This window comes from Bacillus sp. ILBB4, assembly GCF_035064545.1.
Classification (GTDB): Bacteria; Bacillota; Bacilli; order Bacillales; family Bacillaceae_H; genus Priestia.
Genome location: NZ_JAIQVD010000001.1, coordinates 1,059,108 through 1,079,117, shown reverse-complemented (window position 1 = coordinate 1,079,117; position 20,010 = coordinate 1,059,108). Strand labels below are relative to the sequence as shown.

Sequence of the window (20,010 nt, the reverse complement as noted above, 5' to 3'; positions counted from 1 at the left end):
AACATGGAAAATCAGTCTCATTCAACCGAATCAAACGACAATATAAAACATGAGCCAGCGGTAAGTACGCCAATAGGTAGTGAATTCCATTATGCAGGCTTTTGGATGCGCTTTTGGGCATATCTTTTAGATCTAGCTGTGGTAGCTAGCTTGAACTCCCTGCTGATCAAGCCCATTTTCCATTTAGCAGGTATTTCTCGAGGAGATGGATTTTTTTCTCCCTATACGATTGTAACGGTTATTATCTTTTATGGTTATTTTGTTTTAATGACCAAGTATTTTGGACAAACGCTTGGAAAGATGGTGTTTGGGCTTAAAGTAGTATCGCTGAAAGACTCCACGTTAACTTGGCCTGTTGTGCTGTTTCGTGAAGGAGTTGGACGTTATATTTCTAAAACGGTTTTTTTACTAGGATATTTATTAGTGGCGTTTTTACCTAAGAAGCAAGGAGCACACGATTACTACGCAGATACAACCGTCATACACGAAGGTACAATCAGCAGATAATAAAAAGGGGCTGGAATAAAAGGATTTTAGACGAAGTGAAAAACGAACCACTGATCAAGACTTTTGATTAGTGGTTCGTTTTTTTTTGTTATGGTAAACGCAGGTTTCATTTGTTTAGATTCTTCTATCAGTTGATTTCCGTGCAAGACTTCGCCTTCCCCTCCAATCAACTGCGGTGTCACAAGCGGTTCAGCTCATGTATCCCATTTGTTCGTCTTGAGATTGGATTCATTTCGTTATATCATATCTCAACCTCTTTGTATTGTTTCCATAAGGTTTAATATTCTGTGTTTTGGAGATAATGTGAAGCTAAGAAGGAGTGAAGGATGTGCTATGGCTTTTATGGATATTGCTAGCACTTTTAATTGTTATTGTACTTATTGTATGGACAAAAATCACGCTATTTGTAGATCTTCACCATGTCCGAGATAACGATTATTACAGAGTGAGACTCAGGGCTTGGTTTGGTCTTATTCGCTATACATATGAAATTCCGGTAGTGAAAGTGAAAAAAGATTCTCCTCGTTTGCTTGTTGAAAAGAAGAAAGGAATGGGTGATCAAGGAAAAGAAGACGAGAATTCATGGAGTGATTATTCTGTAGAAGACGGGCTAAGCATGTTAGAAAATGCGAAGCAATTCCTTGAACAGGTAGTCGGTTTTCATAAAATTTTTCGTCGTTTCTTACAGAAAGTGACGGTAAGTGATATTAGATGGCACAGCCGTTTCGGCTTAGGTGACGCTGCGTTAACAGGTGTACTTACCGGGGCTGTATGGTCTGCAAAGGGGGGCATAGTTGGTATAATCAGCCGTTATATGAAACTAAAAGATATGCCTGTAATGAGCGTTACTCCTGTATTTCAACATCTTTGGTCAGAAACGGTATTTGAGTGCATAATTTCTTTTCGAGTTGGTCAAGCTATTCTAGTAGGTTTACGGACCTTGAGATACTGGCGGCATACGTCCAAAAAGCGTCGCAAAAGATGGAAGTCGTCAAATAAGAACAAGACACACTCTGTGAAAACATAAGGAGGTTATCTTAATGGCAGAACATCCAATTAAAAGTTTAATGTCGACAGCTATGGAAAATTTAAAGGAAATGATTGATGTTAATACAATCATTGGGGATCCTGTAGAAACACCTGATGGCAGTGTTATTTTAACTGTCTCAAAAGTCGGTTTTGGTTTTGCAGCGGGCGGAAGCGAGTTTGGAGTAGAAGGGCATGCATCATCTTCTCCTGGACAGCATCAGCAAGAATCAGGTCATCCATTTGGCGGAGGTAGCGGTGGCGGTGTATCAATTACGCCAATTGCCTTTTTAATTGTGAGTGGAAGCGGAATTAAAATGCTTCATCTTAACGAAAGTACACATTTATATGAAAAGATTTTAGATACAGCACCTCAAGCAATTGAACGCGTGCAGCAAATGTTTAAACGAAACAATCATCAGCAGGATCATCATAATCAACAAAATCAGCATCATGATAGTGCAAACGATTTTAATTTGTAGGTATAAAATAAAGCTTTGCTTGCTTCTTTGAATAGTAAAAGAAGCAAGCAAAGCTTATTTTGTTTGGTTTGTTTTCTAGCTTGGAGTGCCATGTTTTGTATGTCATTTAATTGCAATATAGAGACAGACAAGCTAATATGAACAGTGTACATACTTATTTAAAGGAGGAATTATTCGTGACTAAATTTAAAGGTAACGATGTAACATTATTAGGAAATCAAGTGAAGGTTGGAGACAAGGCTCCAAACTTTACTGTTTTAGCAAATGATTTATCAGAAGTAACGCTTGACAGTACAAAGGGTTCTGTTCGCCTAATCAGTGTAGTTCCTTCTATTGATACTGGAGTTTGTGATGCGCAAACTCGCCGCTTCAACGAAGAAGCAGCTAAATTAGATAACGTAAAAGTATTAACAGTAAGCGTAGATTTACCGTTTGCTCAAAAGCGCTGGTGTGGTGCTAATGGCATTGATAATGTTCAAACTTTATCTGACCACCGCGACTTATCTTTCGGAGAAGCATATGGTGTAGCTATTCAAGAATTACGCTTATTAGCTCGTTCAATCTTTGTGGTAGACTCAAATGACAACGTAACGTATGTTGAGTACTTACCAGAAGTAACTGAGCATCCGAACTACGAAGCAGCAATCGAAGCAGCTAAAACAGCTAAGTAAGATTGTCAGTGGCTTTCGGCAGAAGGCGGAAAACAATGTTTTTCGCCTTCTTTGTGTTTTAAGAAGTTTTTATGATAAAATATGTTGTTCCAAATAGGACGTTTACTCATTTATATAGATATTATTTCATTACACAGGAGGCAGAACATGAGTCAGTTAGCTAGTATGGAAAAGCTATTTGGTGTAATTGATCAAACAGCTATTATTTTAAGAAAAGAACTAAACTGCGTATATTTAGAAGCAGTAGCTGAAACGGGAGAAAATTTGTTTCAAGGAACTATTTTACAAGAAGAGCTAGATGAGGTAACTAAAAAACGTTTGAAAAAAGAGTACGATTCAATCACGCTTGATCATTTTGAAAAAGAAACGATTCGAAAAGCGTATCAGCTGGCTATTTTAAAAGGCATGAAAGAAGCAGTTCAGCCTAACCATCAAATGACGCCTGATGCTGTAGGACTATTTGTCAGCTACCTAGTTGGAAAGTTCATGGCAGGAAAAGATAAATATACGCTTTTAGATCCAGCAGTAGGAGCAGGGAACTTATTAACAACAATTTTAAATACACACGCTGCGTCAATTGAACACGTATACGGTGTAGACGTGGACGATTTATTACTTCAATTGACATATGTAAATGCAAATTTACAGAAGCATGGCGTTCAATTATTCAACCAAGACAGCTTACAGCCGCTTTTTATTGATCCTGTTGATTTAGTTGTCTGTGACCTTCCTGTTGGTTATTATCCAAACGACGAAGGGGCAAAAGAGTATAAGGTAAGAGCTGAAGAAGGTCACACCTATGCTCATCACTTATTTATTGAACAAAGCTTGCGTCATGTAAAAGATGGAGGATACGTAGTAGCCCTTATTCCAAATAACTTGTTCGAATCTGAACAGTCTCATTTATTACAGCCGTTGCTAAAAGAGGAAGCAATCGTTCAAGGAATCGTTCAGCTGCCGCTTTCAATGTTCAAACAAGAGCAGGCTGCTAAGAGTATTATCATTCTTCAAAAGCAGGGAGAAGGGGTAACAGCGCCTGATCAAGCGCTGCTTGTGAATTTGCCGAAGTTCAGTAATCGAGAAGCAATGAGTGATATTATGGCTCAAATGGACCAATGGTTCAGCGTTAATAAAAAGTAAGTCTTTTTCGAAAATAATGAATATTTTCCGGTAGCGTTTTCATGATGTATAGCTCTTGAAATCTATTGTCGTGAATGATTAAATGAATAAGGATAGAAATCGTGTCGAAATGCATAGAATATTGTAGAGATTACACTTTTATGTTCTGTTCGTTATGTTTATGATGCACGTATAATAAAGAAGGAGCTGTTTTTTTATGTCAAAAATCATGGCAATCAACGCCGGCAGTTCTTCACTTAAGTTTCAATTATTTGAAATGCCAAGTGAGACGGTATTAACAAAAGGTTTAGTAGAACGAATTGGTTTAGATAACGCTGTTTTCACGATCTCGGTAAATGGTGAAAAACAAACGGATATTACAGAAATCCCTGACCATGCTGTTGCAGTTAAAATTTTAGTTGAAAAGTTACTTTCTCAAAACATCATTCAATCATACGATGAAATCACTGGTGTAGGTCACCGTGTAGTACACGGCGGAGAGAAATTTGCTGATTCTGTTTTAATCACAGATGAAACACTAGCGGAAATTGAAGCTTTATCGGATTTAGCACCGCTTCACAACCCAGCAAACATTGTGGGAATTAAAGCGTTCCAAGATATTCTTCCAAATGTTCCAGCTGTAGCAGTCTTCGATACAGCATTCCATCAAACAATGCCAGAAAAATCATTCTTGTACAGCTTACCGTACGAGTACTATGAAAAGTATGGCGTTCGTAAATACGGTTTCCACGGCACATCTCATAAATATGTTTCTGAGCGTGCAGCTGAGCTTCTTGGCCGTCCAATCGAACAATTACGCTTAATTTCTTGTCACTTAGGTAACGGTGCAAGTATCGCTGCAATTGAAGGCGGCAAGTCAATTGATACATCAATGGGCTTCACACCATTAGCTGGTGTAGCAATGGGAACTCGTTCAGGTAACATTGACCCTGCATTAATTCCATTTATTATGGAGAAAACAGGAAAAACTGCTGACGAAGTATTAAATGTATTAAATAAAGAAAGTGGTCTTTTAGGTGTATCTGGTATTTCTAGTGACCTACGCGATCTAATCAAAGCAAGCGCTGAAGGCAATGAACGCGCTGAAACAGCACTTGAAGTATTTGCTAGCCGTATTCATAAATATATCGGTTCTTATGCTGCTCGTATGTCTGGTGTAGATGCAATCATCTTCACAGCAGGTATTGGAGAAAACAGTGATGTTGTACGTGCTCGCGTTCTTCGCGGTTTAGAGTTTATGGGCGTTTATTGGGATCCAGCTTTAAATAGTGTACAAGGAGAAGAAGCATTTATTAGCTACCCTCATTCTCCAGTTAAAGTTATGGTTATTCCTACAGACGAAGAAGTTATGATTGCACGTGACGTTACTCGTTTAGCGAATATTTAAGTTCATAAACTGCCTCTTCAATGCATGAATTCTCATAAATTGTCAGGCAAACTAACGAAAAGCTGATTTCCTTGTTAGGAAATCAGCTTTTTTATATAGCGTAAGTAGCTGACGGTTGAAAGAAGGTTTACAACGTATAGAAGAAAGAAATAATATAGGAAGCAAAATGTAACGGATGCATTATTTGTTATAATAAAAATAAAACTACTTATTTCTTGAAAGGGTGACATGATGATACTAACGAATCGCGAAGAACAGCTTTTAGAAGAAATCTATAAATGGGAAGAGAGCTTACAGAGTGTAGAAGCAACTGAGATGGAGTTATTGTACGAAGAGTGGTTAGAAAAAGGGCTTAACTTAATTCCAGCTTCTGTTCGTGAGACCTATTTACATAAAATTGATGAGGGACTCTTTCAGTTAACTGCATTAATTCAAGGTACGGAAATGCAAACTCAAGCGACAAAACGAATTATTGAAACCGCCCGTGTATTCAAAGAGGATATCACAGATCTGTCAGAAATGAATTCCCTTCAAGTAGATCAGCTTTCTTATATATGCGAACAGCAAATGGCCAAGCTTCGATTGTATGCGCTGAGTCAAGGAGCACTTTCAGGAACCGGACAATCGCTGCTAGTCGGTATTGATATACCTGCTGTTTTATGCATGAATATTCAAGCGGTGCAACAGGCAGCAATGAGCTACGGCTATCATATCCAGACTCCTTCAGAGCTTATGCTAACGCTAAAAGTTTTCCATGCAGCAACGTTACCTAGACACCTTCAGGCTCAGGGGTGGCATCAATTAAAGAGTGAGTTAAGCCAAGAATTTGACCCGTATTTTTATGAAGGTGTTGATCAAATTGTAGATAAAACGTGGCTGCAAAAAATCGTTGTGCAAATCGGGAAAACGCTAGCTATATTCGCTGCGAAGCGAAAAGTTTATAATCGTTTGCCAATTGTGAGTATGATGGTTGGCGGAGGGATGAATTATCGAATGGCCAAACAAGTGACAGATTATGCAAAGCGCTTTTACCAATACCGCTATTTGCTGGATAAGAAAAACGAGTCTCATTAATTTTTCATGAGACTCGTTTTTTTGTCTATCCGTGAACTTTTTTTGATATTTCCTCATTTGTTCGATACCAAATCCACAAATCATTAATAATAGAAGCAAGTTCTCCTATCTCGCTATTTAATTCACAAGAGCGGATAAAATTAGTCTCATCTTCTAACGCCGCTTGTTTTTGATTAATACTCTTTTCTAAAGATTGAATTTTGTCTGGAATCTGTCCCCGAATGGATTCCCATGTTAGGAGGATATCCTGCTGAACTTTTTCAGAATAGAATGTCCATTCTCTTTCAAGAGCAGGAATTTTTATACCGAGTCTGTTGTCATAAGTAAAAAAGCGCTCCATTTTTTCACCTCTTCCCTTCCATTTTATACAATGACAAAAGCCACAGCTACTGTAAATGAAAAATAAATCATTTATACTTGATTTATGCATATAAATATACACAGTGTGTAAGAAAGAAATATTCATCCATGTCTATTTTTACAGTATTTTAAGAGATTTTACCCTATTAAATTAAAATAAATGTGAATTTATATACTTTTTTTTGAATAACTATTGAAAATAGATTAAAAAGTTGTTAAAGTAATAGTAGATTAAATGAATAAAAATTAAAACGGTTGTATTAATATATATATAATTTGTGGGAGGAATAGATAATGAGTAATCCAAAAGTTGTTTTAGCATATTCCGGAGGTTTAGATACATCAGTTGCAATTAAATGGTTACAGGAAAAAGGGTACGATGTAGTAGCTTGCTGTTTAGATGTAGGCGAAGGAAAAGATTTGAAATTCGTTAAAGAAAAAGCCTTAACAGTTGGAGCGGTATCATCATATGTGATTGATGCAAAAGAAGAATATGCCAATACATTTGCGTTAGCAGCACTTCAAGCACACACATTATATGAAGGAAAATATCCATTAGTATCTGCACTATCTAGACCGCTAATCGCTAAAAAGCTTGTAGAAGTAGCAGAACAAGAAAATGCAGTAGCTGTCGCACATGGATGTACGGGAAAAGGAAATGACCAAGTGCGTTTCGAAGTATCAATTAAAGCATTAAATCCACACTTAGAAGTTTTAGCTCCTGTTCGTGACTGGAAATGGTCTCGTGAAGAAGAAATCGAGTATGCAAAAGAAAAGAATATTCCAATTCCAATTAACTTAGACAGCCCATTTTCAATTGACCAAAACTTGTGGGGAAGAAGTAACGAGTGTGGCGTTCTTGAAGATCCTTGGGCAGCTCCACCTGAAGAAGCATATGACCTAACGGCTTCTCTTGAAAACACTCCGGACACAGCGGATGTAGTAGAAATTGAATTCGTTGAAGGTGTTCCAGTATCATTAAACGGTCAATCTTACACGCTAGCTCAGTTAATTCTAGAATTGAATGAAATTGCAGGTAAGCACGGAGTCGGACGTATTGATCATGTAGAAAACCGTCTTGTGGGAATTAAATCACGTGAAGTATATGAGTGTCCAGCTGCTATGACATTAATTAAAGCACACAAAGAGCTTGAAGATTTAACATTAGTGAAAGAAGTAGCGCACTTTAAACCAGTGATTGAGAAAAAATTAACAGAAGTTATCTATGAAGGTTTATGGTTCTCTCCATTAACAAATTCACTGCTTGCATTCTTAAAAGATACGCAGCAATATGTGAATGGAACAGTGAGAGTAAAACTATTTAAAGGGCATGCTATCGTAGAGGGACGTAAATCTCCTAATTCTTTATACAATGAAAAACTTGCAACATATACAAAAGAAGATGAATTTGATCACAATGCAGCAGTTGGTTTTATCTCATTATGGGGACTTCCAACACAAGTGAGCAGCATGGTAAATCAAAAGAAGGTGACAACGGTATGACCAAACTTTGGGGAGGGCGTTTTACGAAACGCCCTGAACAATGGATTGACGAGTTCGGTGCGTCGATTTCATTTGATCAGCATCTTGTAGAAGAAGATATTGAAGGCAGTTTAGCACATGTAACAATGCTTGAGAAATGCAGTATTCTTTCTGGAGATGAAGCGTCACAAATTAAAAAAGGCCTTCAAACACTGCTTGAAAAAGCTAAGAAGAAAGAATTAACATTTTCTGCTCAATATGAAGATATTCATTTAAATTTAGAAAAGTTATTAATTGATGAAATTGGTCCGGTTGGAGGAAAGCTTCATACGGGTCGAAGCCGTAATGATCAAGTTGCTACAGATATGCACTTATATTTAAAAAAGCATGTTCAGCAAATTGTAGGGCTGATTGAAAATCTAGAAGATGTATTGCTTACAAAAGCAGATCAGCATGTTGAAACCATTTTTCCAGGCTACACACATTTGCAGCGCGCGCAGCCGGTTTCTTTTGCTCATCATTTAATGGCTTATGTTTCAATGTTCAAGCGCGATGCTGAACGTTATGCGGAATCGCTGAAGCGTATTGATTTATCTCCTTTAGGAGCAGGAGCTTTAGCTGGTACAACATTCCCAATTGATCGTCATTATAGCGCTGAGCTTCTAGGCTTTAATGGGATTTATCAAAACAGTATGGATGCTGTCAGCGATCGTGACTTTATTTTAGAGTTTTTAAGCAACAGTTCTATTTTAATGATGCATTTATCTCGTTTTTGTGAAGAGTTAATTTTATGGTCTAGTCAAGAATTTCAATTTATTGAAATGGATGATACGTACGCAACGGGCAGCAGTATTATGCCTCAAAAGAAAAATCCTGATATGGCGGAGTTAATTCGTGGTAAAACAGGACGAGTATATGGTCATTTATTTAGCCTATTGACTGTGTTAAAAGGCACGCCTTTAACATACAACAAAGACTTGCAAGAAGATAAAGAAGGCATGTTCGATACGGTTACAACGATTGAAGGATGTTTGACCATTTTTGCTGGCATGATCGAAACAATGACAGTAAAAACAAATGTTATGGAAAAAGCTACGAAACAAGATTTTTCAAATGCAACGGAGTTAGCTGACTATCTTGCTTCAAAAGGTATGCCGTTTCGTGAAGCACATGAAGTGGTCGGGAAACTGGTTCTCGTTTGTATTCAGAAAAATATCTACCTAATGGATTTGCCGCTTGAGCAATATAAGGAAGCGTCAGATTTATTCGAGGAAGACATCTATCATGTATTAAGTCCAAAAACAGCTGTTAATCGCCGTAATAGCGCGGGAGGAACAGGATTTGAACAAGTAAAAAAAGCAATTCAGCTAGCTAAAGATGAATTGCACGAAAAAACATCGATATAAAAAAGTTATCAAAACGTCCGCAGAAAAATCTGCGGGCGTTTTTTGATGTGAGATAAATGGTATAACTAGAGCATTTAAGAAGAAAATAGAAAAGATCATGTAAGGGATTATGAAGTGAAGTTCACATTCGTAAAGAAAATAGAGTGAAAAAGGAGAAGTGACATATGAAAGACAAAAAACATCCGCAGCATGTATATGAATATGATTTTGAAGGAGAAAAAGAGACATCAAGACAGCTGATGGATTCTTATTCAAGCGGCGTCATTGGCGATGCTATGGCTTCTGTAGTCGAAAATCCAGAAGCACAGAGTGATAACGAACTATATGAATAACTAGATGCATATACTGTATATAGACTAAGAAAAGCAGGATTATGCTGAGTTCTATCGAAAGGTAACGTCATAGTAAATCCGGTTTTCTAAAGGATTTGGTGTGGCGTTCTTTTTTCAGTTAATCACTGATATAAGAAAAGAGGGATAAAGGTGAAAATTGGAGTGCCGAAAGAAGTAAAAAACAATGAAAATCGCGTGGCTATTACTCCAGCTGGTGTTACAGCTTTAGTTAACGGTGGGCATGATGTATATATTGAAACACAGGCAGGAGAAGGCTCTGGATTCCATGATGAAGATTACACAAATGCAGGAGCTTCTATCGTAAATACTGCAAAAGAAGCATGGGATGTTGAAATGGTTATGAAAGTAAAAGAACCGATTTCAGAAGAATACGGATATTTTCGTGAAGGACTGATTTTGTTTACGTATTTACATTTGGCAGCTGAAGAAGCATTAACGAAAGCATTGATTGATAAAAAGGTGGTAGGCATTGCTTATGAAACTGTACAGCTTCCAAACAAAAGCTTGCCTCTGTTAACGCCAATGAGCGAAGTTGCAGGAAGAATGTCTTCTCAGATTGGAGCTCAATTTTTGGAGAAAACCAAAGGTGGCAAAGGGATTTTATTAAGTGGAGTTCCAGGCGTGCAAAGAGGAAAAGTAACAATTATTGGAGGAGGAGTAGCAGGAACCAATGCTGCTAAAATTGCGGTCGGATTAGGGGCTGATGTTACAATAATTGATTTAAACGCTGATCGCCTTCGCCAGCTTGATGATTTATTTGGTAAAGAAGTGACGACATTAATGTCAAATCACTACAATATCGCACAATCTGTAAAAGAGTCAGATTTAGTGATAGGAGCGGTTCTCATACCGGGAGCTAAAGCGCCAAAGCTTGTCACCGAGGAAATGGTTCAAACGATGTCAAAAGGATCCGTTGTAGTTGATATTGCTATTGATCAAGGGGGGATTTTCGAAACAACTGATCGCATTACCACTCACGATAACCCGACTTATTCGAAGCATGAGGTCTTGCATTATGCTGTTGCTAATATGCCAGGAGCTGTTCCCCGCACGTCGACCTTAGCACTGACCAACGTAACGGTGCCTTATGCTCTGCAAATAGCAAGTCAGGGATATAAAAAAGCATGCTTAAAAAACCCTTCCCTTCTTCAAGGCATCAACACCCTAAATGGGTTTGTCACTTACGCGGCTGTAGCAGATGCACACGGTCTCACTTACGCTGATGCAACAACTTTATTAGAGCAAGCATAATAAGGCATGTTTTTGCGCAGTTTGTGATATGATAGCCGCGTATTCACTTGTTTTGTAACCAAAACGGACGGGTAGAATATAGAAAAGGTTAGTGTAAAAGGAGAGAATAAATGATGCACGTTTCTTACCATGGACATTCTATTGTTAAAATTGAAACAAAAGGAAAAACAATTTTAATTGACCCGTTTATCACTGGAAATGAATTAACAGATTTAAATGCTGAAGATGTAAAAGCAGATGTGATTTTACTGACTCATGGCCATAATGATCATGTAGGCGACACGGTTGAAATTGCTAAGCGCAGCGGTGCACTTGTTGTGGCAGTAGCAGAATTAGCTACATATCTTAGCTGGCAAGGCTTAAACGTACATCCAATGAGCATAGGCGGAGCCTATACATTTGATTTTGGCACGGTAAAATTGACGCAAGCTTTCCACGGTTCAAGTTATACAGAAAATAATGAGAAAATTATTTATACAGGAATGCCGGCTGGTTTGCTTTTAACGATTGAAGGAAAGACAATTTATCATGCTGGAGATACGGCTTTATTTTCTGATTTAAAGTTAATTGGTCGCCATGAGCCTGACGTAGCATTTCTTCCAATTGGAGATAACTTTACAATGGGACCTGAAGATGCGGCTATCGCGGCGGAATGGGTGCAGGCAAAGCTTGTTGTGCCAATTCACTACAATACATTCCCTGTAATTAAGCAAGATCCTCATCAATTTATTGAGTCTTTATCTGGTATTGAAGGAAAAGTATTAAAAGTTGGAGAAGGATTGGATCTTTAATCATAAATAGAGGCTGGGACAAAACGATTTCAGTTAAAGTTAAAAAAGAACGAGTAATCGATAATATCGATCACTCGTTCTTTTTTTATTGTTATGGTGAACGTAGGTTTCATATATGTAGCGGCTTCTAGCTGTTGATTGGAGGGCAAGACGAAGACTCCTGCGGGAAAAGCGGAATAGGTGAGACCCCGCAGGAGTGCAAGCGACGAGGAGGCTCACCGGCCGCCCGCGGAAAGCGAAGTCTTGCACGGAAATCAACTGCGGTGTCACAAGCGGTTCAGCTCATGTCTCACATTTGTTCGTCTTTAGATTGAATCGATGCAGTTATGTCTTAATCTCTTTTTATTTGTAAAGAAACGTTCTGCTTTTTTTACTTCCCTGCATACGATAGTAATAATAAGGAGGGAGAGCTATGGAAAAAAATCGAGTTATTTTATCGCTTTTATTATGCGGAGTGATGCTTTACTATGCAATGCCGCACTTAGTGTTAACAACTTCGAGTTTGCAAGGGATTTTTAGTATAAGCTGGCTTACCTTTGCTCTTTTTGTAGCCGGAGGCAATTTGTCATCACTGCTTTATGCACCGAGCCGCAAGAAGGCAGGTATTCAAAAAAATAGTGCGAGAAAGCCTTTGCGTCAAAGAGGTTAGATTGAATCCATTTCACTTCCCCCGTATAATAAAAGAAAAGACATATGAAACGTAAAAACGTTTTAGAAGGGTGAAGTACACGTGGCGACAAAGCATGAGCAAATTTTACAGTATATCGATTCGCTTCCAATTGGTGAAAAAATTTCAGTGCGCCAAATTGCCAAAGAACTGAATGTCAGTGAAGGCACGGCGTACCGAGCAATAAAAGACGCAGAAAATAAAGGATATGTTTCAACGATTGAACGAGTTGGGACCATTCGAATTGAACGAAAGAAGAAAGAAAACATTGAAAAGCTCACGTTTGCTGAAGTAGTAAACATCGTGGATGGACAAGTGCTGGGCGGACGTGAAGGTTTGCATAAAACGTTAAACAAGTTTGTTATTGGAGCGATGAAGCTTGATGCTATGATGAGATATACCGAGGCCGGAAACCTTCTTATCGTAGGAAATCGAGTAAACGCTCATGAATTAGCTCTTGAAGCAGGAGCAGCCGTGTTAATTACGGGCGGCTTTGATACGGAAGAATGGGTTAAGAAGCTTGCCGATGATCTTAAGCTTCCTATTATTTCAACGAGCTATGATACGTTTACAGTTGCAACGATGATTAATCGTGCCATTTATGATCAGCTGATAAAAAAAGAAATTGTGCTTGTAGAGGATATTTTAACACCTATCTCTGAAGCGGTTAGCTTGCAGTTAACCGATACGATTGAAAAATGGCATGAATGTAACGATAAGACTCACCACAGTCGTTTTCCTGTAGTGGATCAGCATATGAAAGTTTACGGTATGGTCACCTCAAAAGATGTTATTGGATATGACCTTTCTACTTCAATTGAAAAAGTAATGACGAAAAATCCCATGACGGTTCATGGGAAAACATCGGTCGCTTCTTCTGCGCATATGATGGTATGGGAAGGGATTGAAGTGCTGCCTGTAGTGGATGATTACCACCGGCTAGAGGGCATTATCAGCCGTCAAGATGTTTTAAAGGCGCTGCAAATGATTCAGCGTCAACCGCAGGTAGGAGAAACCATTGACGACATTGTAACCAATCAATTTATGGATGTACAAGAGACAAAAGAAGCACCGGTGTATCGCTGTGAAGTAACGCCGCAAATGACGAATTATATGGGGACTATTTCATACGGAGTTTTCACTACTATTGTAACGGAAGCCGCCAATCGTGTTCTTCGCTTATATAAAAAAGGTGATTTGGTTATTGAAAACATCACCGTTTATTTTATTAAGCCAGTGCAAATTGAAAGCGTAATTGAAATTCGTCCTAAGCTATTAGAACTTGGTCGGAAGTTTGCTAAATTAGATGTAGAAGTCTACAATGCCGGGGTTGTAGTAGGGAAAGCGATGATGATGGCTCAGTTATTGGAAAGAGTATAAAAAAAGAAGCTGCTCTGCAGCTTCTTTTACATTTGATCAGCTTCTTTTATTGCATAAGGCTGATAGTACTTGTAAGCTTTGATACCGGCTAATATGCTGCCTGAACCGAATAATACAAATAGTATGCCGATGATAAGCGAAAGGCTTGTTTCGTAAATAAACCATTGATTGATTCCAAAAAATAATACAAAAGAGCCAAGACAAATACTCGACTTAGCGGAAATCCATTTTCGTTCCATTGGGCGTTTCGAACGTACGTATTTTACTTTTAAATACATGTAGAAAACAAAGGACACAACGATTAAAATCATAAAAAATGGCACAGACGCCCCTCCAGTCCGGTGTATTTCTATCTGTAATGTTTCTAGATGTTAGTAATGCGTAGTGTCGAAAGTGTTTACAGTAGTATCTATTATTTTACAGGTCGATGACAGAAAATTCTACTAGTGATTGATTCTTCTTTTAAAAAAGAGAAGAGATATGATTTAATAAATAATATGGATACAGCTCTGTGGAAGTGTAAGTGCACGTGGTGCGTACATAAAACAAGAACAGTATTGACAGGAGAGAGAAAATGAAAGCACAAATATTAGAAGCTATTAAGCAGTTTGACACCATCATTATTCACCGGCACATTCGTCCAGATCCAGATGCATACGGATCTCAGTGCGGATTAGCAGAATTGTTAAAAACATCTTTTCCGGAGAAGAAGGTATACGTAACGGGAGAAGAAGCGGAGTCATTAAAATTTTTATACCGTATGGATGACATCGCTGATGACACCTACAAGGATGCGCTTGTCATCGTTTGTGATACGGCTAATGAAGCACGAGTATCAGATCAGCGCTACGTAAATGGAAAAATGGTCATTAAAATTGATCACCATCCAAACCAAACTCCTTATGGTGATTTGCTTTGGGTTGAGACGTCTGCTTCTTCAACAAGCGAAATGATTTATGAATTTTACTTGGAAGGAAAAGAAAAAGGATTATCTCTGAATGATGAAGGAGCAAAGCTGATCTTCAGCGGTATCGTCGGAGATACGGGTCGATTTTTATTTCCAAATACAAAGCCGAAAACGTTTTGCTATGCAAGTGAATTGATTCAATATGGTTTCAATTTTAAAGATGTATATGATCAGTTATACAAAACAAAAGAAAACGTCGCTCACTTACATGGATATGTGCTGCAAAACTTTACGATGTCTCCAGCAGGAGTTGCTCATATGAAAATTCCAAATGAAATTCTTCGCAAATATGATGTGACACCAGCTGATGCCTCTCAGCTAGTCGGTTCGTTAGGGCAAATTGATGGAGTAAAAACGTGGGTGTTTTTTGTGGAGGAAGAAAATCAAATTCGTGTTCGCCTTCGTTCAAAAGAGCTTGTCATTAATACAATTGCTAGAAAATACAGCGGAGGAGGCCATCCTCTTGCGTCCGGCGCTTCCATTTATTCATGGGAAGAAGTAAAGCCTTTACTACTTGATTTAGAAGAGCTCTGCAGTCAGGAGTAATCTGTAAAATAAGCCGTTGATTTTAAATCAGCGGCTTTTTATAGTACTTTTTCCATCTTTTTAATTCGAACTTCAATCGAAAGCGTTGTATAAAAATAAATTTGATGAACTTCAACTTCATAAATCGTTTTATCGAATTCGTATTTTTTATTTTCAATTGCTTTTTTTAAGATATCCCTGCTTCGATACGCACTTTCAATATCTTGGGCAATTAAGTGCTGTGCTTCTTCGTCGACGCTTTTTTGAATATTGTATTCAACCACAGAGTTTACTTTATAACGATTGCCGTTTACTAATTTTACTTTCACATTCTGAATAATCAAATGCTGCTTCATTTCCTTGTTTAATGCTTTTACATCTTCTTGCCATGCGCTAATTTGCAAATTTGCTTTTTCTAGCTTATCATTAGCAATTCGAACTTCTTCTAGCTCTTTATCTCTTGAAACGCCATAAATCGTTAAAAACACCCCCCAGCTAACAATTGCTCCAATGACTATACCGGCAAAAAAACGCTGCCAGTCGGAGCGCTTGAACATTCGCTCGCTGGGTACCCTCATACAAAATGCTCCTGAGTTAACCACTTGATGATAAGAGCCCCGGTCTGAGCTCCTCCCATAGCGGATAGAATTAAAAGGATTTGTTTGAATACATCTTTTGTGGCTCCTTCAAAGAGTCCTCGCTCAAAGCTGTAAAACGTATCAAATGTTCCTCCAATTGCTCCGACAATTGCCCATATTTTCAAACTATTGCTGAGGGTATGCATGACGTATAAAGGAGATTTTCCGATTAAAAACCCCGCAAATGCTCCAATTAATGAACCGCCTAAAATAATACCTAATGAAGTGAAGTAACTCCAAATGAAAAGAGACATAAAAGGCTCTTTTGTCATGACGTGTCCTCCTTTACTATTTTATCAATGAATCACGCTTCCTACATATATATGGACAAACGCTCAGAGTTATGTAATTTGTCTACGCCGGCAACAAAATTTATAATAAGAATAAAGAATTAAAGAAAGGTGGGAAGTCCTGTGCCTTTTGTTCACTTGCAGCTTCAAAGTTCTTATAGCTTACTAAGCAGTTCCGTTCGTATTCATGAACTTGTAGAAACAGCTAAGAAAATGAACTATGAAGCGATTGCTTTGACTGATGAAAACGTGATGTACGGAGTCATTCCTTTTTATAAAGCCTGCGTGAAAGCGGGGATCAAGCCAATTATTGGGCTCACATTATCAATCCTAGAACACGAAGAAAGCGAGCGAGCGTACCCTTTAGTTTTGTTAGCGGAAAATGATAAGGGATATGAAAATCTATTAAAACTAAGCAGTTTAGTTCAAACCAAGGAAAAACACGGTGTAAATAAAAAATGGCTCCATCATTACAGCGGCGGGTTGATTGCTATTACACCCGGTGTAACTGGAGAGATTGAAACCCTGCTAGCAGAAAACAAACTTCAAGATGCCAAGCAAGTCCTTCAATTCTTTAAAAAAGTATATTCGCAGTCTTTGTATATATCGATACAGCGCCACGGACAGGATGAAGTTTTTATAAATCAGCAGTTAACGGAACTTGCTGCTGAAGAAAATATCCCGCTTGTTGCGACGAATCAAGTGAAATATTTAAAAAAAGAAGATCGGGATGCATATGAGTGTTTAGCAGCTATTCGAGACGGAGAGAAATTACATAGCGATGAAGATGAAGAGGTAAAAAGTAAGAGCAGCGAGTACTATTTCAAATCACCTGACGAAATGGAAGATCTCTTTCATGACCAGCATTTTTTAATAGAAGAAAGTATAAAAATCGCAAGACGATGCGAACTCGAAATTTCTCTAGGCGTAATGTCCATTCCAAAATATCCTGTTCCCCCGTCTGTTACATCATCAGCCTACTTGCGCACTCTCTGCGAAAAAGGATTGCAAGAAAGATTTCAAGTGATCACGGAACAATACGAGGAACGCTTGGATTATGAGCTGAACATTATTGAAAATATGCGCTTTAGTGATTACTTTCTTATCGTATGGGATTTTATGAATTATGCTCATGAACACGGTATCTTAACGGGCCCAGGCCGTGGTTCAGCGGCAGGCTCACTGGTCTCATACGCCTTGCGAATTACAAATGTTGATCCAATTCAGCATCAGCTTTTATTTGAGCGCTTTTTAAACCCTGAACGTATTTCGATGCCTGATATTGATATTGATTTTCCTGATAACAAACGAGATCAAGTCATTCAGTATGTGGCTCAAAAATATGGAGCGCTGCATGTAGCTCAAATCATTACATTTGGAACATTAGCAGCTAAAGCAGCCGTACGTGATGTAGGGAGAGTGATGGGATTTGATCAAGAGGCGCTAAACAAAATGTCCAAAGCAATTCCAACTAAACCAGGTACAACGTTAAAAAGCGCTCTTCGTGATTCAAGAGTTCTTCAAGACTATTTATCTGAAAATGAAGCCAGAAAACAATGGTACAACATTGCCATGAAGATAGAAGGACTGCCAAGGCATACTTCTACGCATGCAGCAGGCGTTGTGATTAGTGAGAAGCCGCTGACGCAATCTGTAGCTGTACAAGAAGGACATGATGATGTATATCTGACTCAATATCCAATGGAAGCTCTGCAAGACGTTGGGCTTTTGAAAATGGACTTTTTAGGTTTGCGCAACTTAACCATTTTAGATCATATTTTAAAGAAAATTGAGCGGGACATGAATCGAAAGCTGTCACTGTCTCATATACCATTTAACGATCAGAAAACTTTTGAACTGCTGAGTAAAGGGGATACGACCGGTATTTTTCAGCTAGAGTCAGATGGAATGAGAAGAGTGCTTCAGCAATTAAAACCTACAGAGCTAGAAGATATTGTAGCAGTTAACGCGCTGTATAGACCTGGTCCGATGGAAAATATTCCAACCTATATTAAGCGCAAGCATGGAGTGGAGAAGGTAATATATGATCATCCTACGCTTAAAGACATTTTACAATCCACGCACGGCGTTATCGTGTATCAAGAGCAAATTATGCAGATTGCTTCAAAAATGGCCGGTTTTTCTCTCGGAGAAGCAGATTTGTTGAGAAGAGCAGTTAGTAAAAAAGAACGGGCAGTGCTGGATCGTGAACGAGCTCATTTTATCCAAGGAAGCAAGAAGAAAGGATATGACCTATCCGTTGCTAATCGAGTGTATGACCTTATTGTGCGTTTTGCTGATTATGGCTTCAACCGAAGTCATGCTGTTGCTTACAGTATGGTAGCCTATCAGTTAGCTTATTTGAAAGCACATTACCCGCTACAGTTCTTTTCAGCTTTACTAACGAGCGTTATTGGAAACGAAGGGAAAATTGCTCAATACATTAATGAACTAAAAAGAAAAAAAATACAAGTTCTCCCGCCTTCTATTAACAAGAGCATGTATTCGTTTAACGTAGAAGGTGAAAGTATAAGGTATAGCCTTGCAGCGATTAAACATATTGGTGCAGCAGCTATGCAGGAAATAACAGAAGAGCGAAAGAAAAAAAGATTTGAAGACTTATTTGATTTTTGTGCCCGTGTTTCACAAAAAGCCGTGAATAAAAAGGCGCTTGAAGCTTTGATTCTGTCTGGAGGCTTTGATGAGTTTGGAGAAAATCGAGCTACTTTATTAGCAACGATTGATGTAGCGTTTGAACATGCAAGCTTGGTACTCCCAGATGATGACTTTGGATTTGGAGATGAATTTTCGTTAAAGCCTAAATACATGGAAAAAGAGGAACTGAAAATAGAAGATCGGCTTCAGTATGAAAAAGATATGCTAGGTTTTTATTTATCAAGTCATCCTGCTTCTCAGTATGAAGCACTGAATTCCTTTTATTCTGTTGTTTCTCTTCACGATATGAAAGAATACGCTTCAGGAAAAGTGGTCTCTCTTTTAGTATTTGTGTTGGAAATTCGCGTCATTCGAACGAAAAAAGGAGAGCAAATGGCCTTTTTACGTATCACGGATGAAAGTGGAGAAGGAGAAGTTGTTGCGTTTCCCCGCGTATTTGAGCAGAATCGTCTGCTGTTTGAACAAGGTAAGGTTTTACTGATACAAGGAAAGATAGATGAAAGAAATGGGCAGCAGCAAATTGTTTGTCAACGTGCTGAAGCTGCTAGCGAGGCGGTTCAAAAACTACCGTCAGAAGAATTATACTTACGTATAGAAACAAAGCAAGGCACAGAAAAGCTGCTTCATACTATTTACCAGCACTTTCAGTCTCATAGAGGGAAAATCCCCGTGAAAATTTATTATGAGGCAGAACGTCAATTGGTCAAGCTTCCCGTTCACTATTCTATTGAACGAAGCGACGAGTTAATAAAAACTTTAAAAGCAATGCTAGGAGAGAAGCACGTTGTGTTCAAGAAGATATAGTCTTTACAGATTTCATGTGATGTTATATGGTAAAATAGTTAAAAAAGTGGTCTGACCACCGTTTTTTATGAAATATACGAATTAGATGCGTTTTTCTTGAAATGAAATGCAATTGGATTTATAACATCATATG

At 38.3% G+C, this 20,010-nt stretch carries 21 protein-coding genes; 17 read left to right on the top strand and 4 right to left on the bottom strand.

What is annotated here, in order from left to right; translation table 11 throughout:
* Window positions 1-3: 3 nt before the first annotated feature.
* The 7 genes from LAV82_RS05710 to LAV82_RS05680 all read left to right on the top strand — a co-directional run bounded on the left by LAV82_RS05710 (window position 4) and on the right by LAV82_RS05680 (window position 6,287).
* The gene (locus LAV82_RS05710) at window positions 4-507 is read left to right on the top strand and encodes an RDD family protein (RefSeq protein ID WP_013059473.1); all 504 of its coding nucleotides are present in this window, start codon (window positions 4-6) and stop codon (window positions 505-507) included.
* A gap of 328 nt (window positions 508-835) precedes the next feature.
* A complete protein-coding gene (locus LAV82_RS05705) occupies window positions 836-1,534 on the top strand; it encodes a DUF2953 domain-containing protein (RefSeq protein WP_013059472.1) in 699 nt (232 codons plus the stop codon).
* A gap of 13 nt (window positions 1,535-1,547) precedes the next feature.
* Window positions 1,548-2,015: a GerW family sporulation protein gene (ytfJ, locus tag LAV82_RS05700; protein WP_013059471.1), complete on the top strand. Its 468-nt coding sequence runs from the start codon at window positions 1,548-1,550 to the stop codon at window positions 2,013-2,015.
* A gap of 176 nt (window positions 2,016-2,191) precedes the next feature.
* The gene (tpx, locus tag LAV82_RS05695) at window positions 2,192-2,686 is read left to right on the top strand and encodes a thiol peroxidase (protein WP_013059470.1); all 495 of its coding nucleotides are present in this window, start codon (window positions 2,192-2,194) and stop codon (window positions 2,684-2,686) included.
* Window positions 2,687-2,833: 147 nt separating this feature from the next.
* Window positions 2,834-3,826 (top strand): class I SAM-dependent methyltransferase, encoded by a 993-nt coding sequence (locus tag LAV82_RS05690; protein ID WP_029319991.1) that lies wholly within the window; start codon window positions 2,834-2,836, stop codon window positions 3,824-3,826.
* Window positions 3,827-4,022: 196 nt separating this feature from the next.
* The gene (locus LAV82_RS05685) at window positions 4,023-5,213 is read left to right on the top strand and encodes an acetate kinase (protein WP_013059468.1); all 1,191 of its coding nucleotides are present in this window, start codon (window positions 4,023-4,025) and stop codon (window positions 5,211-5,213) included.
* Between the two features lie 231 nt (window positions 5,214-5,444).
* Window positions 5,445-6,287, top strand: a complete 843-nt coding sequence (locus tag LAV82_RS05680) for an EcsC family protein (RefSeq protein ID WP_029319993.1) — start codon at window positions 5,445-5,447, stop codon at window positions 6,285-6,287.
* A gap of 25 nt (window positions 6,288-6,312) precedes the next feature.
* On the opposite strand, the gene LAV82_RS05675 is transcribed toward LAV82_RS05680, so the two are convergent.
* A complete protein-coding gene (locus LAV82_RS05675) occupies window positions 6,313-6,627 on the bottom strand; it encodes a hypothetical protein (RefSeq protein WP_029319996.1) in 315 nt (104 codons plus the stop codon).
* 314 nt (window positions 6,628-6,941) lie between these two features.
* Here LAV82_RS05675 and LAV82_RS05670 point away from each other — a divergent pair, with 314 nt between their 5' ends.
* The 8 genes from LAV82_RS05670 to LAV82_RS05635 all read left to right on the top strand — a co-directional run bounded on the left by LAV82_RS05670 (window position 6,942) and on the right by LAV82_RS05635 (window position 13,977).
* On the top strand, window positions 6,942-8,150 hold the full coding sequence (locus tag LAV82_RS05670) for an argininosuccinate synthase (protein WP_013059465.1): 1,209 nt from the start codon (window positions 6,942-6,944) through the stop codon (window positions 8,148-8,150).
* Window positions 8,147-9,535: an argininosuccinate lyase gene (argH, locus tag LAV82_RS05665; RefSeq protein ID WP_013059464.1), complete on the top strand. Its 1,389-nt coding sequence runs from the start codon at window positions 8,147-8,149 to the stop codon at window positions 9,533-9,535. Before LAV82_RS05670 ends, argH begins: the two co-directional genes overlap by 4 nt.
* A 164-nt stretch (window positions 9,536-9,699) precedes the next feature.
* On the top strand, window positions 9,700-9,867 hold the full coding sequence (locus tag LAV82_RS05660; RefSeq protein ID WP_013059463.1) for a hypothetical protein: 168 nt from the start codon (window positions 9,700-9,702) through the stop codon (window positions 9,865-9,867).
* A 150-nt stretch (window positions 9,868-10,017) separates the two neighbouring features.
* Window positions 10,018-11,139 carry an alanine dehydrogenase gene (gene ald / locus LAV82_RS05655; protein WP_211077219.1) on the top strand — a complete coding sequence of 374 codons (1,122 nt, stop codon included), beginning with the start codon at window positions 10,018-10,020 and terminating at the stop codon, window positions 11,137-11,139.
* Between the two features lie 113 nt (window positions 11,140-11,252).
* Entirely contained in the window at window positions 11,253-11,930 is a 678-nt protein-coding gene (locus tag LAV82_RS05650) for a metal-dependent hydrolase (protein ID WP_013059461.1), read from the top strand.
* A gap of 134 nt (window positions 11,931-12,064) precedes the next feature.
* Window positions 12,065-12,244: a hypothetical protein gene (locus tag LAV82_RS05645; protein ID WP_170960227.1), complete on the top strand. Its 180-nt coding sequence runs from the start codon at window positions 12,065-12,067 to the stop codon at window positions 12,242-12,244.
* Window positions 12,245-12,342: 98 nt separating this feature from the next.
* Window positions 12,343-12,579 carry a hypothetical protein gene (locus LAV82_RS05640; RefSeq protein WP_211077220.1) on the top strand — a complete coding sequence of 79 codons (237 nt, stop codon included), beginning with the start codon at window positions 12,343-12,345 and terminating at the stop codon, window positions 12,577-12,579.
* 81 nt (window positions 12,580-12,660) lie between these two features.
* Window positions 12,661-13,977 (top strand): CBS domain-containing protein, encoded by a 1,317-nt coding sequence (locus LAV82_RS05635; RefSeq protein ID WP_029320002.1) that lies wholly within the window; start codon window positions 12,661-12,663, stop codon window positions 13,975-13,977.
* Window positions 13,978-14,003: 26 nt separating this feature from the next.
* Here the strand turns inward: LAV82_RS05635 and LAV82_RS05630 are convergent, their stop codons facing one another.
* The gene (locus tag LAV82_RS05630) at window positions 14,004-14,300 is read right to left on the bottom strand and encodes a YtpI family protein (RefSeq protein WP_013059458.1); all 297 of its coding nucleotides are present in this window, start codon (window positions 14,298-14,300) and stop codon (window positions 14,004-14,006) included.
* Between the two features lie 251 nt (window positions 14,301-14,551).
* Here LAV82_RS05630 and LAV82_RS05625 point away from each other — a divergent pair, with 251 nt between their 5' ends.
* Window positions 14,552-15,490 carry a DHH family phosphoesterase gene (locus LAV82_RS05625; RefSeq protein ID WP_499715719.1) on the top strand — a complete coding sequence of 313 codons (939 nt, stop codon included), beginning with the start codon at window positions 14,552-14,554 and terminating at the stop codon, window positions 15,488-15,490.
* Between the two features lie 38 nt (window positions 15,491-15,528).
* On the opposite strand, the gene ytrI is transcribed toward LAV82_RS05625, so the two are convergent.
* Both ytrI and ytrH read right to left on the bottom strand, forming a co-directional pair.
* Window positions 15,529-16,047, bottom strand: coding sequence for a sporulation membrane protein YtrI (ytrI, locus tag LAV82_RS05620; protein WP_029320005.1), 519 nt, complete (start codon window positions 16,045-16,047; stop codon window positions 15,529-15,531).
* Window positions 16,044-16,379 (bottom strand): sporulation membrane protein YtrH, encoded by a 336-nt coding sequence (gene ytrH / locus LAV82_RS05615; RefSeq protein WP_013059455.1) that lies wholly within the window; start codon window positions 16,377-16,379, stop codon window positions 16,044-16,046. Before ytrH ends, ytrI begins: the two co-directional genes overlap by 4 nt.
* Before the next feature lie 141 nt (window positions 16,380-16,520).
* On the opposite strand from ytrH, the gene dnaE reads away from it, so the two are divergent.
* Complete coding sequence (gene dnaE / locus LAV82_RS05610) at window positions 16,521-19,877, top strand: DNA polymerase III subunit alpha (RefSeq protein WP_499715718.1); 3,357 nt, start codon at window positions 16,521-16,523, stop codon at window positions 19,875-19,877.
* Window positions 19,878-20,010 lie beyond the last annotated feature (133 nt).

Excerpts from the sequence above, each read along its gene's own strand:
- LAV82_RS05710 (WP_013059473.1), top strand. The coding sequence starts at position 4 with ATGGAAAATCAGTCTCATTCAACCGAATCAAACGACAATATAAAACAT.
- ytfJ (WP_013059471.1), top strand. The coding sequence starts at position 1,548 with ATGGCAGAACATCCAATTAAAAGTTTAATGTCGACAGCTATGGAAAAT.
- LAV82_RS05690 (WP_029319991.1), top strand. The coding sequence starts at position 2,834 with ATGAGTCAGTTAGCTAGTATGGAAAAGCTATTTGGTGTAATTGATCAA.
- LAV82_RS05685 (WP_013059468.1), top strand. The coding sequence starts at position 4,023 with ATGTCAAAAATCATGGCAATCAACGCCGGCAGTTCTTCACTTAAGTTT.
- LAV82_RS05680 (WP_029319993.1), top strand. The coding sequence starts at position 5,445 with ATGATACTAACGAATCGCGAAGAACAGCTTTTAGAAGAAATCTATAAA.
- LAV82_RS05675 (WP_029319996.1), bottom strand. The coding sequence starts at position 6,627 with ATGGAGCGCTTTTTTACTTATGACAACAGACTCGGTATAAAAATTCCT.
- LAV82_RS05670 (WP_013059465.1), top strand. The coding sequence starts at position 6,942 with ATGAGTAATCCAAAAGTTGTTTTAGCATATTCCGGAGGTTTAGATACA.
- argH (WP_013059464.1), top strand. The coding sequence starts at position 8,147 with ATGACCAAACTTTGGGGAGGGCGTTTTACGAAACGCCCTGAACAATGG.
- LAV82_RS05660 (WP_013059463.1), top strand. The coding sequence starts at position 9,700 with ATGAAAGACAAAAAACATCCGCAGCATGTATATGAATATGATTTTGAA.
- LAV82_RS05650 (WP_013059461.1), top strand. The coding sequence starts at position 11,253 with ATGCACGTTTCTTACCATGGACATTCTATTGTTAAAATTGAAACAAAA.
- LAV82_RS05640 (WP_211077220.1), top strand. The coding sequence starts at position 12,343 with ATGGAAAAAAATCGAGTTATTTTATCGCTTTTATTATGCGGAGTGATG.
- LAV82_RS05625 (WP_499715719.1), top strand. The coding sequence starts at position 14,552 with ATGAAAGCACAAATATTAGAAGCTATTAAGCAGTTTGACACCATCATT.
- ytrI (WP_029320005.1), bottom strand. The coding sequence starts at position 16,047 with ATGAGGGTACCCAGCGAGCGAATGTTCAAGCGCTCCGACTGGCAGCGT.
- ytrH (WP_013059455.1), bottom strand. The coding sequence starts at position 16,379 with ATGACAAAAGAGCCTTTTATGTCTCTTTTCATTTGGAGTTACTTCACT.